At 71.4% G+C, this 19,100-nt stretch carries 19 protein-coding genes and 1 tRNA gene; 9 read left to right on the forward strand and 11 right to left on the reverse strand.

The genetic code is table 11. The annotated features are described in order from the left end of the window. Nucleotides 1-20: 20 nt before the first annotated feature. Nucleotides 21-93, forward strand: a tRNA-Arg gene (locus EJC51_RS21805). A gap of 65 nt (nt 94-158) precedes the next feature. Here EJC51_RS21805 and EJC51_RS21810 read toward each other — a convergent pair. From EJC51_RS21810 to EJC51_RS21825, 4 genes are all read right to left on the reverse strand, one after another. Then, nucleotides 159-1,253 carry a substrate-binding domain-containing protein gene (locus EJC51_RS21810; protein ID WP_126272635.1) on the reverse strand — a complete coding sequence of 365 codons (1,095 nt, stop codon included), beginning with the start codon at nt 1,251-1,253 and terminating at the stop codon, nt 159-161. A gap of 469 nt (nt 1,254-1,722) precedes the next feature. After that, the gene (locus tag EJC51_RS21815; RefSeq protein ID WP_126272636.1) at nt 1,723-2,685 is read right to left on the reverse strand and encodes a hypothetical protein; all 963 of its coding nucleotides are present in this window, start codon (nt 2,683-2,685) and stop codon (nt 1,723-1,725) included. Between the two features lie 388 nt (nt 2,686-3,073). Then, on the reverse strand, nt 3,074-4,021 hold the full coding sequence (locus EJC51_RS21820; RefSeq protein WP_208870730.1) for a sigma-70 family RNA polymerase sigma factor: 948 nt from the start codon (nt 4,019-4,021) through the stop codon (nt 3,074-3,076). Then, entirely contained in the window at nt 4,018-4,239 is a 222-nt protein-coding gene (locus EJC51_RS21825; RefSeq protein ID WP_126272637.1) for a hypothetical protein, read from the reverse strand. Before EJC51_RS21825 ends, EJC51_RS21820 begins: the two co-directional genes overlap by 4 nt. 610 nt (nt 4,240-4,849) lie before the next feature. Between EJC51_RS21825 and EJC51_RS21830 the strand changes: the two genes are divergently transcribed. Both EJC51_RS21830 and EJC51_RS21835 read left to right on the forward strand, forming a co-directional pair. Next, complete coding sequence (locus EJC51_RS21830) at nt 4,850-5,545, forward strand: glycoside hydrolase family 11 protein (RefSeq protein ID WP_126272638.1); 696 nt, start codon at nt 4,850-4,852, stop codon at nt 5,543-5,545. Between the two features lie 64 nt (nt 5,546-5,609). Next, a complete protein-coding gene (locus tag EJC51_RS21835) occupies nt 5,610-6,515 on the forward strand; it encodes a polysaccharide deacetylase family protein (RefSeq protein ID WP_244362777.1) in 906 nt (301 codons plus the stop codon). 57 nt (nt 6,516-6,572) lie between these two features. Here EJC51_RS21835 and EJC51_RS21840 read toward each other — a convergent pair whose 3' ends face one another. From EJC51_RS21840 to EJC51_RS21860, 5 genes are all read right to left on the reverse strand, one after another. Beyond that, complete coding sequence (locus EJC51_RS21840; RefSeq protein WP_126272640.1) at nt 6,573-6,956, reverse strand: peptidase inhibitor family I36 protein; 384 nt, start codon at nt 6,954-6,956, stop codon at nt 6,573-6,575. 13 nt (nt 6,957-6,969) lie between these two features. After that, nucleotides 6,970-7,440, reverse strand: coding sequence for a hypothetical protein (locus EJC51_RS21845; RefSeq protein ID WP_126272641.1), 471 nt, complete (start codon nt 7,438-7,440; stop codon nt 6,970-6,972). Next, nucleotides 7,437-7,805 (reverse strand): hypothetical protein, encoded by a 369-nt coding sequence (locus EJC51_RS21850; protein WP_126272642.1) that lies wholly within the window; start codon nt 7,803-7,805, stop codon nt 7,437-7,439. Before EJC51_RS21850 ends, EJC51_RS21845 begins: the two co-directional genes overlap by 4 nt. Nucleotides 7,806-7,908: 103 nt before the next feature. Beyond that, nucleotides 7,909-9,147, reverse strand: coding sequence for a DegT/DnrJ/EryC1/StrS family aminotransferase (locus EJC51_RS21855; RefSeq protein ID WP_126272643.1), 1,239 nt, complete (start codon nt 9,145-9,147; stop codon nt 7,909-7,911). Nucleotides 9,148-9,207: 60 nt separating this feature from the next. Further along, nucleotides 9,208-10,323, reverse strand: a complete 1,116-nt coding sequence (locus EJC51_RS21860; protein WP_126272644.1) for a GNAT family N-acetyltransferase — start codon at nt 10,321-10,323, stop codon at nt 9,208-9,210. A 247-nt stretch (nt 10,324-10,570) separates the two neighbouring features. On the opposite strand from EJC51_RS21860, the gene EJC51_RS21865 reads away from it, so the two are divergent. From EJC51_RS21865 to EJC51_RS49395, 3 genes are all read left to right on the forward strand, one after another. Continuing rightward, nucleotides 10,571-10,987, forward strand: coding sequence for a hypothetical protein (locus EJC51_RS21865; RefSeq protein WP_126272645.1), 417 nt, complete (start codon nt 10,571-10,573; stop codon nt 10,985-10,987). Further along, nucleotides 10,984-12,954: an FxSxx-COOH system tetratricopeptide repeat protein gene (gene fxsT / locus EJC51_RS21870; protein WP_126272646.1), complete on the forward strand. Its 1,971-nt coding sequence runs from the start codon at nt 10,984-10,986 to the stop codon at nt 12,952-12,954. Before EJC51_RS21865 ends, fxsT begins: the two co-directional genes overlap by 4 nt. Nucleotides 12,955-13,113: 159 nt before the next feature. Further along, nucleotides 13,114-13,305 (forward strand): hypothetical protein, encoded by a 192-nt coding sequence (locus tag EJC51_RS49395; RefSeq protein ID WP_341870653.1) that lies wholly within the window; start codon nt 13,114-13,116, stop codon nt 13,303-13,305. On the opposite strand, the gene EJC51_RS21880 is transcribed toward EJC51_RS49395, so the two are convergent. Beyond that, on the reverse strand, nt 13,280-14,476 hold the full coding sequence (locus EJC51_RS21880; protein WP_126272648.1) for an MFS transporter: 1,197 nt from the start codon (nt 14,474-14,476) through the stop codon (nt 13,280-13,282). The two genes, EJC51_RS49395 and EJC51_RS21880, sit on opposite strands and share 26 nt — an antisense overlap. A 66-nt stretch (nt 14,477-14,542) precedes the next feature. On the opposite strand from EJC51_RS21880, the gene EJC51_RS21885 reads away from it, so the two are divergent. From EJC51_RS21885 to EJC51_RS21895, 3 genes are all read left to right on the forward strand, one after another. Further along, nucleotides 14,543-15,601 carry an ArsR/SmtB family transcription factor gene (locus EJC51_RS21885; RefSeq protein ID WP_126272649.1) on the forward strand — a complete coding sequence of 353 codons (1,059 nt, stop codon included), beginning with the start codon at nt 14,543-14,545 and terminating at the stop codon, nt 15,599-15,601. A gap of 9 nt (nt 15,602-15,610) precedes the next feature. Next, entirely contained in the window at nt 15,611-16,117 is a 507-nt protein-coding gene (locus EJC51_RS21890) for a glutathione peroxidase (RefSeq protein ID WP_126272650.1), read from the forward strand. A gap of 79 nt (nt 16,118-16,196) precedes the next feature. Further along, the gene (locus tag EJC51_RS21895) at nt 16,197-17,048 is read left to right on the forward strand and encodes a MerR family transcriptional regulator (protein ID WP_244362779.1); all 852 of its coding nucleotides are present in this window, start codon (nt 16,197-16,199) and stop codon (nt 17,046-17,048) included. 26 nt (nt 17,049-17,074) lie between these two features. On the opposite strand, the gene EJC51_RS21900 is transcribed toward EJC51_RS21895, so the two are convergent. Further along, entirely contained in the window at nt 17,075-19,021 is a 1,947-nt protein-coding gene (locus tag EJC51_RS21900) for a DMT family transporter (RefSeq protein ID WP_126272652.1), read from the reverse strand. Between the last annotated feature and the right edge of the window lie 79 nt (nt 19,022-19,100).

The raw sequence follows: 19,100 nt of genomic DNA on the forward strand, positions 1-19,100 counted from the left end.
GAGATCCCCGTCGCATCCTCGCCTTCGTAGCTCAGGGGATAGAGCACCGCTCTCCTAAAGCGGGTGTCGCAGGTTCGAATCCTGCCGGGGGCACGTGCGGGAAGAGCGCCCATGGTTTCCGTGGGCGCTCTTCGGCGTCTTACGTGGGTCTCGTGGCGTTACTTCAGCTCGTCCTCGGTGAAGTAGTCGTCCTTGATGAGGACGTCGTAGTTGGTCTTGTCGACGCTCGTCGGCTGGAGGAGGACGGCGGGGACGGCCTTGACGCCGTTCTTGTAGCCGACGGAGTTGTCCACCCACGGGATCCGGTCGTTGAGGATGTCGTCGACCACGGTCACGGCGGCGTCGGCGAGCCGGCGGACGTCCTTGTAGACGGTCTGCGCCTGCTGGCCCGCGATGATCGACTTCACGGACTCCAGTTCGGCGTCCTGCCCGGTGACGATCGGGAGGGGCCTCGCGGCGGTGCCGTAGCCGTTCGAGTGCAGCGCGGCCAGGACGCCGCGCGAGATGCCGTCGTACGGGGAGAGGACCGCGTCGAGCTGCTGGGTGCCGTACTTGGCGAGGATCCCGCTCATACGCTTCTCAGCGGTGGGGCCGTCCCAGCGCAGGGTGGTTATCTTGTCCAGCTCGGTCTGGCCGGAGGGGACCACCAGCTGCTTGTCGTCCAGGAACGGCTGCAGGAGCGCCATCGAACCGGCGAAGAAGTACTTGGTGTTGTTGTCGTCGGGAGACCCGGCGAACAGCTCGATGGTGAAGGGGCCCTTCTTGCCGTCCTCCAGACCGAGCTTCTCGATGATGTAGTGGGCCTGCATCCGGCCGACCATCTCGTTGTCGAACGAGACGTAGTAGTCGACGTTCTTGGTGCCGAGGATCAGGCGGTCGTAGGCGATCACCGGGATCTTCGCGTCGGCGGCCTTCTTCAGCACGCCGTTCAGGGACCTGTTGTCGATGGCCGCGATGATCAGCGCGGAGACACCCTGCTCGATCAGCTTCTCGATCTGGGCGACCTGGGCCTTCGGGTCGTCGTCGCCGTAGACCAGCTTGGCCTTGTACCCCTTGGTCTTCAGGTTGCTGACGACGCTCTTGCCGTCGGTGAGCCAGCGGTCGGAGGCCCGGGTCGGCATCGCGACGCCGACGGTGGCGCCCTCGGCATCGCTTCCTGAGCCGGCCTCGGAGGCGTCGCTCTCGAGGCCGCAGGCGGACAAGGTGAGGGCCAGGGAGGCTACTCCGGCCAGCAGGGCTCTTCGATCCAACACGGTGATGGGTCCTTGTCCTTCTCGTCGTTGAGGGGATGACGGCGTATCAGGTGTCGAGGGGGGTGTGGTGCGGGCGCCTGGGCCGAGCCCTCGCCGAGCCGCGCACCGCCGCCGAGGTCGTCGGGGTTCTGGTGCGCGGATTCCACGGTGGTGCACAACTGGCCGGGCACGCCCGGAGGTTCGGGCAGGCCGGTCCGCCGGGACGTCGTCCGGGTCGGTGCTCTGGTGCCTCGGCGCTCCGCGGGCCGCCGATCAGTTCCGCGCCGCGGCGGGGCGTGCGGGGCTCGTCAGCTCCCGTGCTCCCGGCGCCGGCGGGTGTGCACCCACCCGTACGTCTGGCGGTGCCACGGCGTTCAGGTCACCTACGGGCTGATCCCGGCAATGCACAGGGCACGCGCCTTTCGAGCGTTCGAAATCTCGACAGATGTGCGGAATGTTGGCGTGACGGTAAGGGGAGGTGTGCATGGTGTCAACGGTGCGAACTGGAACGGTTACAGAAAGGTGCGAAAGCGGGGAGCTGGTGAGGGAGGCGGGTGGGGAGGGCCGGGAGGGTTGGGAGGGGCGAGGTGGTTGGGAGGGGCGAGGTGGTCGGGAGGGGCGGGGCGGTCGGGAGGGGCGGGGCGGTCGGGAGGGGCGGGTGCAATGTCCCTCGGTCCCTCGCCTTCGACCTCGACGTCCCCGCGGCCGTGGCCGTCATGTCCGTGGGGCCCGGCGCCCCCGGCGGGGCTCCGGTGGTGGCCAGGATGAGGGTCACCCGGTCGGCGAAGTACGGCTCCGGGACCGGGATCTCGACCGTGGGGTGCCTGGCGTAGCCGTGGGTGACGGCCCGGGCGACGTAGTCGGTGATGGTGGCCGCCCGGGGGGTGCGGCGGCGCCGGCCCTCCGGGAGGAGGCGGCTGAGGACGCGCAGGACCGTGGGGACGCTGGCGTCGAAGCGGAAGGTGTTCAGGGCCGGGCCGACTCCGGTGACCGTGAACGACTCGGAGTCGGCCGTGTCGTCGAGGCCTGTCTGGTCGTACCAGAAGGCGGCGGCGTGGGACTCGCCGCGGGCCAGGTGGTGCAGGGACAGGCAGTAGGAGGCGGCGGTGTGGCCGGCGCCCCCCGCGTACTGCCACCAGAAGCGCGACTCCTCGACGCCGGCGAGGTTCAGCACGCAGCCCAGCAGCCAGGCCCCGGAGGGCTCAGGCAGCTGGTCGGTGAGGAACTCCAGCGTGGTGACGTCGACGAGGGTCACGACCGCCTCGCACAGGGTGCGCAGATGGCGGGCGGCGCCCTCGTCGGCCGTCGGCTCGTCGGCGAGCCGGGCGGTGGGGTCGGCGGCGAGGTCGGCGTAGGCGCGGTCCGCGTAGTCCTCGTGGGCGACGGTGTCGTCGGGCACGGCGGGGTCGCGGCACAGGCGGGCTCGGGCGAGGAGCTGGTCGACGGAGGTCATGGCTGGCGGTTTCACTCCCGGGGTGCGAGCGGAGGAGTAGGGCGGTTTGGGTTGGTGCGGATCGTCTTGGGGCAGGCCGGGTTGGGGCGGTTTGGGTTGGGTCCGGTTGGGGCGGGTCGAGTCCGTAGGGGCCGGGGGGAGCAGGGGGGAGCAGGGGTGCGTTCCGGCGTCCTTCGGTGGCCACGCGCCGATCGGCATCGTCCGGCGCATGCGACCGGCCACGCCCGCCGCGTGCGACCGGCATCGCCCCCCACCCACGACCGGCATCGCCCCCCACCCACGACCGGCACGTCCGCCACCCGCGACCGGCCACGCCCGCTGCGTGCAACCAACATCGCCCGCCACCCACAACCAACCAACCTCCCCGCCGAAGGCCCCCGCAGCACACCTACGCCGACCCATGACCGATCCGGCGAGCATGCGTGCCGAGAGGCGCCGGTACGTGCCCCTGCTCCCCCCGCCCCACCTCCCCTTCGAGCGCCGCGCGGGCGTGGTGGTCGATGGCGTGGGTCATGGCCGGGGTCAGCCCGACGACCGGGGCGATGGCGTCGAGGGGCATGCCGCACAGGTGGCGCAGGACGGCGACGTCCCGCTGGTCGTACGGCAGGGCGGCGATGGCGTCGAACAGGTCCACCAGTTCGGTGAGGACGACGAGGTGGCCGGGCGCGCCGGCCTGGACCTCCAGGGTGGAGAAGACGGCCGCGCGCAGGTCGGGGTGCCCGTCGCGGTGCCGGTCGACGCGGGCCATGACCCGGGAGCGCAGCAGCCGCCACGCGTACCGGCGCAGGTCCTCGCTGACGCCGGCCTCGGACCAGCACAGCCAGAGCACGTCGAACGTTTCTGCAACGACCCAGCGGGCACGGCGGTCGGTGAGCAGGAAGGCGCGCGCGTAGTCCGTGTAGGGGCCGCAGACGTCCTCGACGAAGGCCTGGTGGGCGAGGGGCGGCCGTTCGGGCTCACCGACGGCGACCTGCTCGATGCAGTGCTCTATCCAGCCCTGTTCCTTGCGGGCCTCCCGCGCGGCCGCGGTCCACAGCCGCCGCATGGGCTGCGCGGGCAGGCCGAGGGCGCGGATGACGCTGAAGGTGATCTCCCAGGCGGGGTAGTAGCCGTTGCCGCGCAGCAGTTCGCTGATGCGGGTCTTGGAGTAGCCGGAGCGCTCGACGAGGTCGCTGAGGGTCAGACCGCTGGCGAACAGGACGTTGCGGACCGGCTCCAGCCAGGCCCGGTGGGAGGGGCTCGCGGTCTCCGCTATCGGTGCGGGCCTGCGGCCCCGCCGGGTAGCGCCGTCCGGGGCGTCCGGAGGGGGGTGTTCGGCATCCGGGGTCCAGATCATCGGCGTACGTCCTCCCCCTCCGCGCCCGTGGGGCGCGGTCCGTCGGACGTACGCGGCCCGTCGGGGGCCGTCAGGGCCTGGACGATCTGCTGCACGAGCAGGCCCAGAGACGGGAGCAGGGCGGCCACGGCCGCGACCTGTCCCAGCACGGTCATCACCGTGCTCCACGTGAGGACCGTCACGAGCACGGCGACGGTCACCACCTTCTTGCTCGACATCGCATCAGGTTTCCGTGAGGGAGCGCGTGCACGGGAGCGTGCGCCCGCAGGTCAACAGCCCTTCCTCACAACGGTGCTGAAGCGCTGTCAGGAGGGAGCGCCAGCATGGCGCCCCGGCCGGTCGTCGCGCCACGTGATCATGGGATTACGGAACAATGCCGGAGCCCCCGCCGGGCCGCGCTACCCTCCGCCACCCTCAACCGCAGCCGGTACGGGGCAGATTCAGCCCCATGAGGGACGAACACCGCATCCGTACGACGCCCCGCGCGCGCCCGCCCATGATGGGAGCCCGAGGCGCCATGCGACGCCGCACCTCCCCGTGAGGGAGAACCGCGCGGCCCCCTGTGCTGAAGCGACACCCAAGAGGGGGCCGCGTGGCGCGCCCCCGTCCGGTAATTCCTCGAAACATTCGACGCCTTCGATCGAAAGATGATCACGCGTAGCAGCCGTTTGTTTCACCCCGTCGCACTTCAGCCACCTGCGATTGTTTCGCCAACCCTGCCGAAACCGTTGACACTTGTCGGGGACAGACCAACACTGCATGCGTTGACGGGGCTCCCCCCCTCCGGCCCCCCCACCGCCCTCTGTGAGGACGAGGAGGAACACGTCCATGAACGACGCACCCGCACCCAGCGACAACTCCGCCCCCACCCGCCGCAACGTCTGCGCGCTGCTGCTCGGCACCGGCGCCGCGCTCGCGCTGCCCGGCGCCGTCGGCACCGCGCACGCCGCCACCGTCGTCACCACGAACCAGACCGGGTACGACAACGGCTTCTACTACTCCTTCTGGACCGACGCCCAGGGCACCGTCTCGATGACCCTGAACTCCGGCGGGAACTACAGCACTTCATGGCGCAACACCGGCAACTTCGTCGCCGGCAAGGGCTGGGGCAACGGCTCCCGCCGGAACGTGACGTACTCGGGCAGCTTCAACCCGTCCGGCAACGCCTACCTCGCGCTCTACGGCTGGACCTCGAACCCGCTCGTCGAGTACTACATCGTCGACAACTGGGGCACCTACCGGCCCACCGGCGCGTACAAGGGCACGGTCACCAGCGACGGCGACACGTACGACATCTACCAGACCACCCGCTACAACGCCCCGTCCGTCGAAGGCAACAAGACCTTCAACCAGTACTGGAGCGTGCGCCAGTCGCGGCGGACCGGCGGCACCATCACCACCGGCAACCACTTCGACGCCTGGTCGCGCGTCGGGATGCCGCTCGGCAGCTTCAAGTACTACATGATCATGGCGACGGAGGGCTATCAGAGCAGCGGCAGCTCCAACATCACCGTGAGCGGGTGACGGGATGGGCCGCAGGGCTTCCCGTTCCGTCCGTTCCCTGTTCAGCAGATTGGCCGTCCTCGCCATGGCAGCAGCGAGCACCCTCACCGTCCAGGCCGCCGCCCCGGCGCACGCCGCCGCCTGCACCGGATACGTCGGCCTCACCTTCGACGACGGGCCGTCCGGCAACACCTCGGCCCTGCTGAACGCCCTCACCCAGAACGGGCTGCGGGCCACCATGTTCAACGTGGGCCAGAACGCCGCCGCCAACCCGTCGCTCGTGAAGGCCCAGGTCAGCGCCGGCATGTGGGTCGCCAACCACAGCTACACCCACCCCCATCTGACCTCGCTGTCCCAGGCCCAGATCGACTCGGAGATCTCCCGCACGCAGTCGGCGATCGCCGCGGCCGGCGGTGGCACACCGAAGCTGTTCCGGCCGCCGTACGGCGAGACCAACGCGACCGTGAAGGCGGTCGAGGCCAAGTACGGGCTGACCGAGATCCTGTGGAACGTGGACTCGCAGGACTGGAACGGCGCCAGTACGGACGCCATCGTCGCGGCCGCCGGACGGCTCACCGACGGCCAGGTCATCCTCCTGCACGACTGGCCCGCCAACACGCTCGCCGCGATCCCGCGGATAGCGCAGGGGCTGGCGGCGCGCGGACTGTGCGCCGGGATGATCTCGCCGACCACGGGCCGGGCCGTGGCCCCGGGCGGCGGCGGCAGCACCTCGTGCACCGCCACCCTGTCCGCCGGGTCCTCGTGGAGCGACCGGTACAACCTCAACGTCGCGGTGTCCGGGTCGAGCAACTGGACCGTGACGATGACCGTGCCCTCGCCCGCGAAGATCCTCTCCACCTGGAACATCGCCGCCAGTTACCCCAGCCCCCAGGTGCTGACGGCGAAACCGAACGGCAGCGGCAACAACTGGGGCGTCACCATCCAGCACAACGGCAACACCACCTGGCCGACGGTCACCTGTACGGCCTGACGCACGAAGGCGCGGCGCCCCCGCCGACGGTCGCCGCGCCTTCCCGACAGCGATCGGCTAGCAGCCCATCGCCCACACATGGGCGTCGCCGCGGTCGTTGGCGACGCCGTTGTAGCCGACCTCCTGGCCCGGCGACAGGCAGATGGTCACGTCCCCGCCCGTGGACGGGAACTGGATGGCGGACTCGTAGACCTTGACGTGGTCCTTGATACCGGGGCCGGTGATGCCGTGGTTGGCCCACGACGAGTCGCTGTCGGCGATCCAGCTCTCCCACCACTCGTCGTCACCCGACGCGTTCATCCGCTGGCCGCCGAAGTTCGCGTCCGTCCAGGCGCAGAAGTTGCCGCTCGGACACTCGGCCGCCGCCGCGGGCGAGGCGGTCGCCAGCCCGGTGCCGGTGGCGAGCAGGGCGGCGACGAGCAGGGAGACGTACTGCTTCACAAGTAGTGCCTTTCTAGTGGTGGTTGTACGACGCGCTGAGCAACGCCCGTGCCTCGGTGAGGCCGTGGGCGCGCAGCTCCCGGTAGGCGGCGCGCTCCTCGCGCGGCGCCCGGGACTTGAGGTTGTTCACGAGCGTGACGGCGCGGAACCAGCGCCGCTGGTCGCCGTAGAGGCGGCGCTCGGCGGCGGCGAGACAGCCGTCGGTGTGCTGGCCGACGACATGGCCGCTGGGCAGTTCGAGCGTGAGCTCGGCGCGGCCGGTGCCGAACAGGGCGTGGTCCACGGCGGTGGAGGCGGGCGGTCCGCCGGGACGGGGCGGGGTGAGGCCCTGCCGGGTCAGGCAGCGGTCGGTGAGCAGGACCTGGGCCGCCTTGAGGGTGTCGTCGGGGCTGAGCGACACCGCCGGTTCACGCGGCCCGCCGCAACCGGTCACCCACGCGGCCAGACACAGCGCGGCGAGTGCGCGCCGGGTACGGCGGCTCACCCCGGCTGGCAGTCGGAGTGCGGGACGGCGTCGATCGCGTCGGCCTTGTCGGCCCACTCCCAGTTCTCCGAGTAGTCACCGCCGTAGACCGTGCGTTGCAGACAGCCGCCCGAGCGGGGGAAGTGCAGGACGTACGTGGTCCGGTCGACCTGGGAGCTGAAGGACTTCGCGTTTCTGCGGACGGTGGCGTCGAGTTCGGCGTATCCGCCGCGGCCCGCGTCGTAGCACCAGCCGCCGCCCATCTCCCCCGGCTGCGGCCAGAAGCACACATGGCCCGGCAGGACGGCGGCGGAGGCGGACGGAGTGGGGACGAGCGCCGTGAGCGCGGCGGACAGGGCGAGGGCAAGGGTGACGGAGCGTCGCAAGGGGGACCTCTGGGGACGGCGGCTGGAGGATGCTCACGCTGCCTTCCCCGTGCTGACCTGGACAAGCGCGCAGCCTGCCGACGTCACCCATGACGGTGAGTAGTCATACAGGTCGGATACGACGGTCGCGCGCCGTCGACCGTGCCCTCAGCGCCGCCCCCGGTTCGGCCGTCCGGGTCCGCTCCTTCGTCAGCGCTTTGGTGACCCGGCGGGCCAGCAGCGGGTCCACCGGCAGCACATGGGAGGCGAACCAGCGGGCGGGCTCCGGGTCCGGGGCCGGGTCCACGAACTCGGCGCCCGCGTAGTCGTCGAGCGGCGGGTCGTAGAGATAGCCGCAGACCACGCCGTGTCCGACCAGCCGCTCCACGAGGGCGTCCCGGTCGTCCACCAGCAGCGGCACCCGGAAGAGCGGCAGCGGCCCCTCGCCCCCGGCACGGTCGCGCACCGCCGGGGAGGCCCAGGGGGTGCCCGCGAGCAGCGTGACGCCCGCCCTGCGGTGGGCGAGGTCGGTGTCCAGACGGTTGAGGCGGAGATTCAACTGGGCCCGTACGAAGGCCCCGTGGCGGACGCGGTAGTCGTTCAGGTCGACACGTATCCAGGGGTCGTACGGCGGCAGGCTCGGCGCCTCGTGCGCGGCCAGGGACAGCCGGGGCGCGTGCAGGGGCATCCGGTAGGAGCCGGCGTCGCGTTCGAGCAGGCCGAGGCGTTGCATGGCCCGCCAGGTGGGGCGGACGAGATGCAGGGCCTTGACCGTCGAACGGGCCAGGGGGCGCAGGGTGACCGCCAGGTCGGCGCGGAGCCGGGCCGGGGTGAGGAGGTCGTCGCGCAGGGTCTCCAACTCCCGCCTGGTACGGGCGTCCTTGACCGCCAGGAAGCCGCCCGCCATCGCCGCCACGTGCTTCGAGAGGCTGAAGGCGGCGGCCTCGCCGAAGGTGCCGACGGGCTGCCCGGCGACGTGCGTGCCGATGGCGTGGGCCGCGTCCTCGATCAGCGGGATGCCCAACTGGTCGCAGCGGCCGCGGAGTTCCGCGAGCCGGTCGGGGATGCCGTAGAGGTTCGTGGTCAGGACGGCGTCCAGGGAGCGCCAGGTGGACTCCGGTACGGCCGCCGGGTCGATGTTGCCGTCCCAGGGGGAGACCGGGGCGGTCACGGGGCGCAGGCCGGCGGCGAGGACGACGAACAGGATCACGTCGTCGTTCACCGGGGACATCAGGACCCGGCCGCCGGGGCGGCACCAGCGCCGCAGGGCCAGGTACAGGGCCAGCCGGGCCGAGGGCGTGTAGACGCACTCCCGGCCGAGCCGCCGCGTCATCGTCGCGGCGAGCCGCGATCCGTACGGCATCGTCACCTCGTCTGTAGATCCGTGAAGGGGACTTCAGATCCGCGCAGGGGGCTTCGTGGGCTACTTCGCCGGTGCGGAGGTGCGCAGGCCGCCGATCGTCTTCAGCAGGCGGTCGGCCGGATCGCGGAGCCAGGGGTGGGCGTTGACCGTGTTGCGCAGGCCGCGGACCGGTCGGCGCCACATGCGGTGGGCGGCTGCCACCGGGTGCGGGCGGACCGCGAAGCCCTCGCCGACCCGCAGTTCACGGGTCTTGAGCCAGTCCTTGTACTCCTTGTCGCCGCGCCCCAGATCCAGCACCCGCACCCCTTCGCGCCCGGCGGCCTCGGCCATCCGCAGATGCATGAGCAGGCCCGGGGAGTAGTAGCGCAGTTCGGGGTCGTACGCCGTGAACCAGGCGGCGAAGACGGTGCGCGAGGTCGGGCCGAAGTGGGCGGCGACCGGGCGGTCACCGGCGTAGACGACGGACAGCACACCGGTGAAGTGGTCCTCGCGGACGCGGAAGAGGTGCTCGGTGAGGTCGACGATCCAGGGGCGGGCGAACCGGTCCATGCGGCCCGTGCGCCGGTACTGGGCGGACTTCCAGCGCATCAGCTGCCGCAGCACCTCCGGGTCCCGCTCGTCGAAGACGAACCGCAGCTCGCCGTGGTCGCGGGCGAGCCGGCGCTCCTTCTTCAGGACCGTCTTGGCCAGGCCCGGGTAGGTGGCACGCAGCCACTCCGGGTAACTGCCCTCGGCGGCCTTCAGATCGACGACCGGCGAGGCGAACGTCCCCGTGACATAACGGCCGAAAGGCTTCTGCTCGTCGACGAGGTGATCGAACTCGAACACGGACAGCCCGCAGGCCTTCAGCAACTCGCCGGTGTCCCAGGTGACTCCGGAGCGGTGGACGAGGGCCTGGCAGTCCGAAAGCCCGAGGCCGATGGCCCGCCCGACCCCGAACGCCCCCCGCTCGTAAGGGAAGAAGCCGACCGCCTCCGCACCGTCGTGCAGCACCGCGACCCGGGCCCCGCCCCGGTACCGGCCCACCCCGACCGCGAACTCCGGGGCCAGGAAGGGGTTCCCGAAGTCGGGTGACTCGTCCATCACCCGGTGCCAGGCAGCGCGGAGCGTGCCGCTGAGCTCCTCCGGTCTGTGGATCGTGATCTGGTTCCTCATGGAGTTGCTCGTGGATCGCATGGGCGATCGCTCCCCCCAGTTCCCCCCATGACGCGCCGGCCGCGTCCCGCCACTTCCTCCGCCATGTGCCCGTCGGCTCCCGTGCCCATTGTGCGGTGGGGCTCAAACGTCGCGAAACAGTACGCACGCTGTCAAGGGTGCCTGTCGTAACGGAACCGTGCGGATTGGGCTCTTCCCGTACGGCGGTGCGCCCCCGCCTGTATTACTGGCGAGATAGGTCACGTACGGAGGGAAGAGGGGGCCGGGGATGGTGGACACCGGGTTCGTGGACGGCATGACGCCCTATCTGCGGGCGTCTCTCGGGGCGCACGGGGAGCGGGTGCTGGACAGCGAGGGCGTGCCGGTCGTGAGCGGCCCGGCGGAGGTGGGGCGGCGGATGCTGCGGGCCACGCACCGGCGGGGCGACGAGCGGGGGCGTGAAGCGCTGGCGGAGGCCGTGGCGGACGCGGTCGCCGAGCCCGGGAACGAGGACGCGCTGGGGGCGCTGCGACAGTTGATCCGCCGGGCGTTGAGCAAAGATCCGGGGTTGGAATCGGAGTTGGCGGCGCTGCTGCCTCACCGCACGGCTTCGGTGGTCGTCGCGTCCGGCGAGCGGTCGATCGCCGCCGGGGGCAACATCGGTGTCGCGATCACCGGTGACGGGCACGGTCCCGTACGGCCATGAGCGCGGAGCACGTCCCGGGAGCCTCCGGGGAACGGGCCATCGCGGCCGGTGAGTCGATCGGCGTGGCGGTCAGCGGGGACAACGCGCGGGTCGTCGTGCTGCCGGCGGCCGCAGTGCACTGGGCGCGGACGGTCGAGGCGCCGACGGGGGCGGGGTTCCTGCCGGGGTCGGCGTCCGGGGTGTTCGTGGGCCGGGAGGACGAACTCGCGGAGCTGCGGGCGTTGTTGACCGGCGGTGGCACCGCTGCGGTGACGCAACAGAGCGCGGTGCGAGCGATCCACGGGCTGGGCGGGGTGGGCAAGTCCACGCTGGCCTTGCAGTACGCGGCGCGGTACCGGGACGCGTACACGCTGGTGTGGTGGATCACCGCGGAGACGGCCGAGTCGATCGTCACGGGGCTGGGCGGGCTGGCCATGGCGTTGTGTCCGCAGTGGGCGGGGGCGGCGGGGCCGGACGAACGGGCCGCGTGGGCGTTGCTGTGGCTCCAGGAGCATGCGGGGTGGCTGCTGGTCTTCGACAACGTCGAGGATCCGGGGGTGTTGCGGCCGTACTTGGGGACCCTGCACCGGGGCCACCACCTGGCGACCAGCCGCAAGGCCACGGGCTGGCACGCGGTGGCGCCGTCGATGGCCCTGGGACTGCTGCCGTTGGACGAGGCCGTCGACCTGCTGACCCGGCTGGCGTTCCCCGGGCGGGCGCCGACGCGGGAGGAGTGGGCTGCGGCGACGGAGCTGGCGCGGGTGCTGGGGTGTCTGCCGCTGGCTCTGGAACAGGCGGGGGCGTACGTCTACGAGACCGGGACCGGGTTGGACGACTACCGGCGGTCGCTGGGGCTCGTGCTGGACGAGGTGAGCGAGGGGATCGACCCGGAGCGGACGATCGCGCGGATCTGGGACCAGACGCTGGGGGCGATCTCGGCGCGCGATCCGTTGGCGGTGCGGTTGTTGGAGGCGATGGCGTGGATGGCGCCGGATGACATTCCGCGGGGGTTGTTGGAGCCGCTGGCGCCGGACGTGGTGGCGTTGAACCGGGCGTTGGGGGTGTTGCACTCGTACAACATGGTGGGGTTCAGCGGGCGCGCGTTCGTTGGCGTGCATCGGCTGGTGCAGGCGGTGTTGCGGGGGCGGTCGGTGGGGCGGCTGGATGCCGAACTCGTCCTGCAGCAGGGCGTGCCGCCCGTCGAGGAGGACGACGTGTACGCCGACCAGTGGGGGTTGATCCTCCCCCACATCGAGGCGCTCGCCGAGAACGCCCAGGCCCATGGCGCCCCGAGTGAGCAGATGGCCAACGCCTACTACGCTGCCGCCCAGTATCTGTTCCGCCACCAACGGGACGCCCAGACCGTCACCCTCCGTCGGCTGGTACTCGCCCAGAATGAACGGGACTACGGCGACGCCGACCTCATCACACGGGTCAACCGCAACAACCTCGCCAACGCTTGCGCCGACAGCGGCGACACGGAACAGGCCGTCCGCCTCCTGGAAGTCACCCTCGCCCAGATGGAGGAGGAACTCGGCGACAGCCACCCCAACACCCTCACTGTCCGCTACAACCTCGCGGCCACCTACCTCGATGTCGGGAACCTGGAACAGGCTGTCTCCGTCCTGGAAGCCACCCTCGCCCAATATGTGCAGACCTTCGGAGACACTCACCTCGGCACGCTTGTCTGCCGCCAGAGCCTCGCCGAGGGATATGTCAAAACCGGTGACCTGGAGCGGGCCATGCCCCTCCTGGAAACCACCCTCGCCCAATGTGAGCAGACCCTCGGCAGCGCCCACTTCTCCACCATCGTCAGCCGCAACGACCTCGCCCTCGCCTACGTCGAAGTCGGAGATCTGGAACGGGCCGTCCCCCTCCTGGAAGCCGTCCTGACGCAATGCGAACAGTCCTTGGGAGACACGCACCCCAAAACCCAAGCCGCGCGCAGCAACCTCGTCTGGGTCCGCCAAGCCGCCCAGCTAGGCTGACCAAATGCCCATCCCCCCACCACCCCCCTGGGCATAATCCCCGCCCTAGTCCGCTCCGCGTTCCTCATCGACGCCGTCTACGCCGACTCCAGCCGCGCCTTCCACATCACCCCCCAACAGGGCCAGCTCCTCTGCGGCCTCATGCCCCACCCTCAGGGCATGACCGAACTCACCGAGCAAGGCGCCGAACTCGCCGCGGAGTTCTACGAGGAGACCTGCCGGCGTATCGACGCGCTGCCCGTCGGCCTCACCCCCGCCGAGCGCGACCGCCTCGTCGCGCTCCTCTCCCGCGTCGTCCTCGACAACAACAAGGTGCCGGAAGTGTTCAGCGAGCCAGCCCCGGCGCCGTAGCCGCCTCGGTGGCCGGCGTGCGAAGACCCGCCACCGCCAGCGCCAACGTCACCAGCACCGACGCCCCCGCCGTCATCGACATCGCCGCCGCCGGAGACGTCACCTGGGCCAGCGAACCGGCCAGCGCCGCGGCCACGCCCTGCATGGTGAGCATCCCGGCGGAGCGCAGTCCGAGGGCGTGGCCCGCCATGTCGTCGGGGGTGAGGGACATCAGCCGCTCCTGCTGGACCAGGCTCGCGGCGAACCCGACGTTGGAGAGGCAGACGGCCAGCGCGGCCACGGGCACCTCCGGCCGCAGCGCGAAGACCAGGTACGGCGTCGCCAGCAGCAGGAGCAGCGGGGTGGCCAGCCGGGGGCGCAGGGCGGGACGGACGAAACGGCCGACGACGACGTCACCGGCGAACATGCCCAGCGCTCCGGACGCGAACAGCACGCCGGCCGCGTCGGGGGCGTAGGAGACGTAGAGGGAGTCGCAGCCGACGACCAGGCCGTTGGGGATCCACAGGCCCAGGTAGGTGAGGCGGCGGGGGCGCGAGGACCACAGAAGGGCGTTGGTGCGCCAGGTCGCCCGGACCGAGAGACGGCCCTTGGCGCGGGCCGGGCGGTCGGTCAGGCCCAGGCGGTAGCCCATGGCCTCGACGGCGTACAGCGCCGCCGCGAGGAGCAGGCAGGTGCGCGGCGACAGGAGCGTCAGAAGCGCGCCGCCCGCCGCGAAGCCGAGGACCTGCATCAGCCCGGAGGCCATGTTGAACACCGAACGGCCCAGCACGAAGCCGTCCTTGGGGAGGATCTCGTTCAGCAGGCCCCCGGTCACCCCGCCGCCCAGCGAGGCGGTCAGCCCCTGCGCGAGGACCACCGGGAAGACCGCCCAGACCGGCAGCCCGGGCAGCGCCAGCACCGCCGTGAGGGCCGCGAAGACGAGGCCCATCGCGGCCAGCGTCGACCGGGGGCGCAGTCGGTCGGCACCCGAGAGCAGAAAGGTCGCGCCCAGCACCTGCGCGAGCTGCGGCCCGAACATGCTCAGCGCCGACAGCAGCGGCGACGCGGTGGCCCGGTAGACCAGCGTGGCGAGCGACAGTCCGCCGATCGTCAGGGCCGCGTTGAAGGCGAGGTAGGAGAGGAAGAAGGGGGTGAACTCCGGGGTGCGGAACAGGGTTCGGTAGCTGCGCATGATCGGAGTCTGCGGACCGGTCGGCGTCGTGTTTATTGTTTCGCCGACACACGAAAGGTCGTGGGCATGGGCTTATGGCAGATCGACACGGACACCCTCGCCCGCAGCCGGTTCGTGGTCTCGCCGTTCGCCGAGACCTTCGCGAGTCTGTGGCTGCTGCGCCGCGGGACCGCCGCCCATCCCGGTGAGGAGGCCTGGCTGCGGGCGCATCTGCCGGGCTATCGCGCGTTCCTCGCCGCCGACCCGGTGGCCGACGCCCTCGTGGACGCCGCGCTGCGGTCCTGGATCGCCGACTTCATCTGCCCGACCCCGATCAGCGGGGAGACCTTCGAGGAGACGGTGGAACGGGTCCGTGAGGCCGCCCCCGACTCCGCCCGCGCCAACCTGCGCGTCTCCCTCGCCGGCCCCCTCCCCGAGCTGCTGGAGCGGGACGACCTGCCCGAGCGGGCGACCGCGCTCCTCACCCACGTCTGGGAGGAGACCGTACGGCCGTACTGGGACCGTCGGCGGCGTGTCCTGGAGGCCGACGTGGTCGCGCGGACCGCGCAGGTGAGCCAGGGCGGCTGGGCGGCCGTGCTGGACTCGCTGAAACCGTGGACGCGCTGGCTCGGGGAGAGCCGGTTCCAGGTCAACCTGCACGAGTATCCGCCGCGGGAGATCGCGTCCGGCGCCGAGCTGTCCTTCATCCCGGTGACGACGGGCAACGGCTGGGTGTCGTGGGAGGGGCGGGAGCGGTACGCCGTCGTCTACCCGTGTCTCGGGGTGCTCGCCGAGGACCACCGGCACCGGCCCGTCCCGGGCGGGCTCGGGGCGCTCGTCGGGGCCGCGCGGGCCGGGCTGCTGGTGCTGCTCGAAACGCCGATGAGCACGACCCAGCTGGTCGCGGTGACCGGCCGCGCCCTCGGCTCCGTCGGCCGCCATCTGCGGGTGCTGCTGGACGCCGGGCTGGTGGAGCGGCGGCGGGCGGGACGGTCGGTGCTGTACGAGCGGACGGCGGCCGGGACCGTGCTCGTGGAGGCGTCTCGGAGCGAGGCGTCCCGGAGCGAGGCGTCCCGGAGCGAGGCGTCCCGGACGGAGGCCTCCCGCACCGGGGGCTCACGTCGGCCCGACACTTACCGGAGTTAGCATCCGCTTATGACGACTGCTGACAGCAACTCCCCCCTCTCCGTCGAGATCGGCACCCTCCAGGGCGGCGCCGCCGACCTCTCCCAGTACGCCGGCCAGGCCGTGCTGATCGTGAACGTGGCCTCCAAGTGCGGGCTGACCCCGCAGTACACGGGCCTGGAGAACCTCCAGAAGAGCTACGCCGACCAGGGCTTCACCGTCCTCGGCGTGCCCTGCAACCAGTTCATGGGCCAGGAGCCCGGCAGCGCCGAGGAGATCGCGGAGTTCTGCTCGGCGACGTACGGCGTGACCTTCCCGCTGACCGAGAAGGTCGAGGTGAACGGCGAGGGCCGGCACGCGCTCTACGAGCGGCTGGTCGACTTCGCCGACGCCGACGGGCACACCGGCGACATCCGCTGGAACTTCGAGAAGTTCCTCATCGGCCGCGACGGCACGGTCGTCGCCCGCTTCTCCCCGCAGACCGAGCCGGAGTCGGCGGAGCTCGTGGCCGCCGTGGAGGCCCAGCTGGCCCGTTGACCTTGCCCCTGGGGCAGGGAAGAGCCTCCCGTCACCGGGCGGAAAGACCCGTCCGGTGACGGAGGACGAGGATGGTCCGGTGACTGACGACACCCTGCTCACCATCGGCGCGTTCGCCGCGCGGGCCCGCCTGTCGGCCAAGGCCCTGCGGCTCTACGACCGGCTCGGACTGCTGACCCCGGCGCATGTCGACGAGGTGAGCGGCTACCGCTACTACCGGGCCGGCCAGGTGGAACGCGCCCGGCTGGTGGCGCTGCTGCGGCAGCTCGACATGCCGCTCGCGCGGATCGCCGAGGTGGTCGAGGCGGGCGGGGTCGCGGGCGCGGACGTGCTGGCCGCCTACTGGGCCGAGGTCGAGACCCGGCTCGCCGGGCAGCGGACGCTCGCCGAGTACCTCCGTGGACGACTGTCGGGGAGGAACTCCGAGATGTACGGGAAGTTCGTGGTGGAGACGGTGGAGCTGCCGGAGCAGGTGGTGATCACCGAGACACGGCATGTGCTGGCCGACGAGCTGCCGGCCTGGATCGGCGCCTCACTGGGCCGGCTGGAGGAGGGCGCGCGGGAGTGCGGGGGCGTGACCGCGGCCCCGTTCGTCCGCTACCACTCCGAGGTGTCCATGGAGAGCGACGGGCCCGCCGAGTCCTGCGTGCCGGTCGCCGACGAGGCCGCCGCGCGGGCGTGGGCGGTGGCACAGGGCCGGGTGCGGGGGACGGAGGTCCGGGTCGAGCCGGCGCAGCGGTTCGCGTACACCCGGGTCACCAAGGCGCAGGTGGCCCATCCCCAGCTGATGGCGGCCTTCGAGGCCGTGGAGGAGTGGATCGCCGGGCAGGGCCTGGAACAGGCGGGGCCCTGCCGGGAGATCTACTTCGCGGACTGGGACGCGGCGGGGCCCGAGGACCCCGTCTGCGACGTCGCGTTCCCGGTCAAGTAGGCAGGTGGGAAGACGGGCAGGCAGCCCTACTTCAGCTCGTCGGGGCAGGGCGTCCCGCGCGGCAGCTGATAGGGCGCCGCCAGCCGGTACGTCCCCGCCCTCGGCGCGATCAGCTCCGTCCACTTGTCGCCCTGGGCGTCCTCCTCGGTCTCCAGCAGGCAGCCGTTGACGTTGTCGTACGTCTTCGGCTCCCCGTCGGCCCGGTCCTTGGACGCCTCCGTCTCCTGCGGCGGCTTGAGGCTCTTGCCGTCGGCGTCGACGATGCTCAGCCACGGCGAGTACGGGATGCGGATGAGGATCCGGCCGGCCTTCTTCACCTGGAGGGTCATCTCGCCCTGCTCGGCGCGGTCCACGACCGCGTCGGGCTCGGCGAGCGGCGTCGGGTCGGTCACCTGGAACAGCTGCCAGTTGGCGTCGCCCCAGACCTGCTTCAGATACGGCATCCCCCGCTGGACGAGGTCCCGCTCCCGCTTCGCCCCGTCCCCGTCCGGCTCGTCCTTGGAGACGACCACGAAGTGCACGGCCCAGCGCTTGACCCACTCGTGGTAGTTCGCGGAGTTCAGGGTGTCGTCGTAGAAGAGCGGGTTGCGCTCCATGTCGGCCTGGCGGTTCCAGCCGCGGGCGAGGTTGACGTACGGGGCGAGCGCGGACGCCTCCCGGTGGGAGCGGGCCGGCACGACCTCGACGCGGCCCTTCTCCGCGCCGACCTCCTGGAGCTCGTTGACGAGCGGGGCCAGCTCGCGGGCCCAGGAGGCGGCCGGGGTGGTGTTGAGGACGTCGTCGACGGACTTGAAGCCGACCCAGCCGCCGAATCCGGCGATGGCCACCACGATCGCGTACCACTTGCGGCTGCGCGGCACCGTGAACGGCAGCGCCGCCACCAGCACCGTCCCGGCGAACAGCATCGGCAGCCGGGAGATGTTCGACCCGATCTGCGAGCTGATCAGCCAGACCAGGACGACGGCGAGCGCGTACACCGCGGCCGTCAGCCGGACCGTCTTCCACCCCTTGGGGACCACGAAGTAGACGATGGCGCCGTACAGGAACGGCAGGATCACCGAACCGAAGATCATCGGCTGGGTGCCGGAGAACGGGAACAGCCACGCCGACACCGCGACCACCACGGTCGGCGCGATGCCCAGCGCCCAGGCGCCGGGCCGCCGCTTCTGGAGGAACAGCGCGACCGCGACCAGCCCCACGAACAGACCCGCGACCGGCGAGGCCATCGTGGCGAGCGCGGCCAGCGGGGCGGCGCACAGCGCCTTCGCCCACCGCTTGAAGCGCCAGCGGTACGGCCAGCAGAACACGACCGCGACCGCGCCGAGCGCGAACATCGTGCCGAGACCGAAGGTCACGCGCCCGGAGACGGCGTTGCAGAAGAAGGCGACGACACCGGCGAGCGAGGCCCACAGCGGGTTCTTCACGGACCGGCTGCGCAGCAGGATCAGCGTGAGCAGCCCGGCCGAGACGGTGCCGGCAATCATCATCGTCGTACGGACACCGAGGACGGACATCAGATACGGCGAGACGACGCTGTACGACACCGGGTGCATGCCGCCGTACCAGGCGAGGTTGTACGCCGAGTCCGGGTGCCGGCCGACGAACTCCGCCCAGGCGTCCTGGGCGGCGAGGTCGCCGCCGCTGTTGGCGAACACGAAGAACCACATGATGTGGAGCCCGCCGGACAGGGCGGTGAAGGAGAGCACGGGGTGCCGCAGGATCCGCTCACGCAGAGCGAGGAAGGCGGTGAGGAAGCGGGAGGGCACCGGGGACGCCTCAGGGGTGGCGGCGACCGGGGTGTCGGTGCTGCTCACGGCACTCTCGGTACTCTCGGTGTTCTTGGCGCCCTCGGTGCTCTTGGCGCTGTCTCTGCTCTTGGCGCTCTCTGTGCGCGGTGCGGGCACGCGTATTCGCGGGCTCATGTCCGAGCCCGGATCGGCGTCGTCTGCGCGTGTCGGCTCCGCAGTGGCCACCTGAAGGCAACTCCCCGTGTCCCGTCTTCTTTTCCCGGCCGTGTGATGTTCCGGCCTCGTTCACGGTCGCGTTGTGCGC

The organism is Streptomyces aquilus (genome assembly GCF_003955715.1).
GTDB lineage: Bacteria > Actinomycetota > Actinomycetes > Streptomycetales > Streptomycetaceae > Streptomyces > Streptomyces aquilus.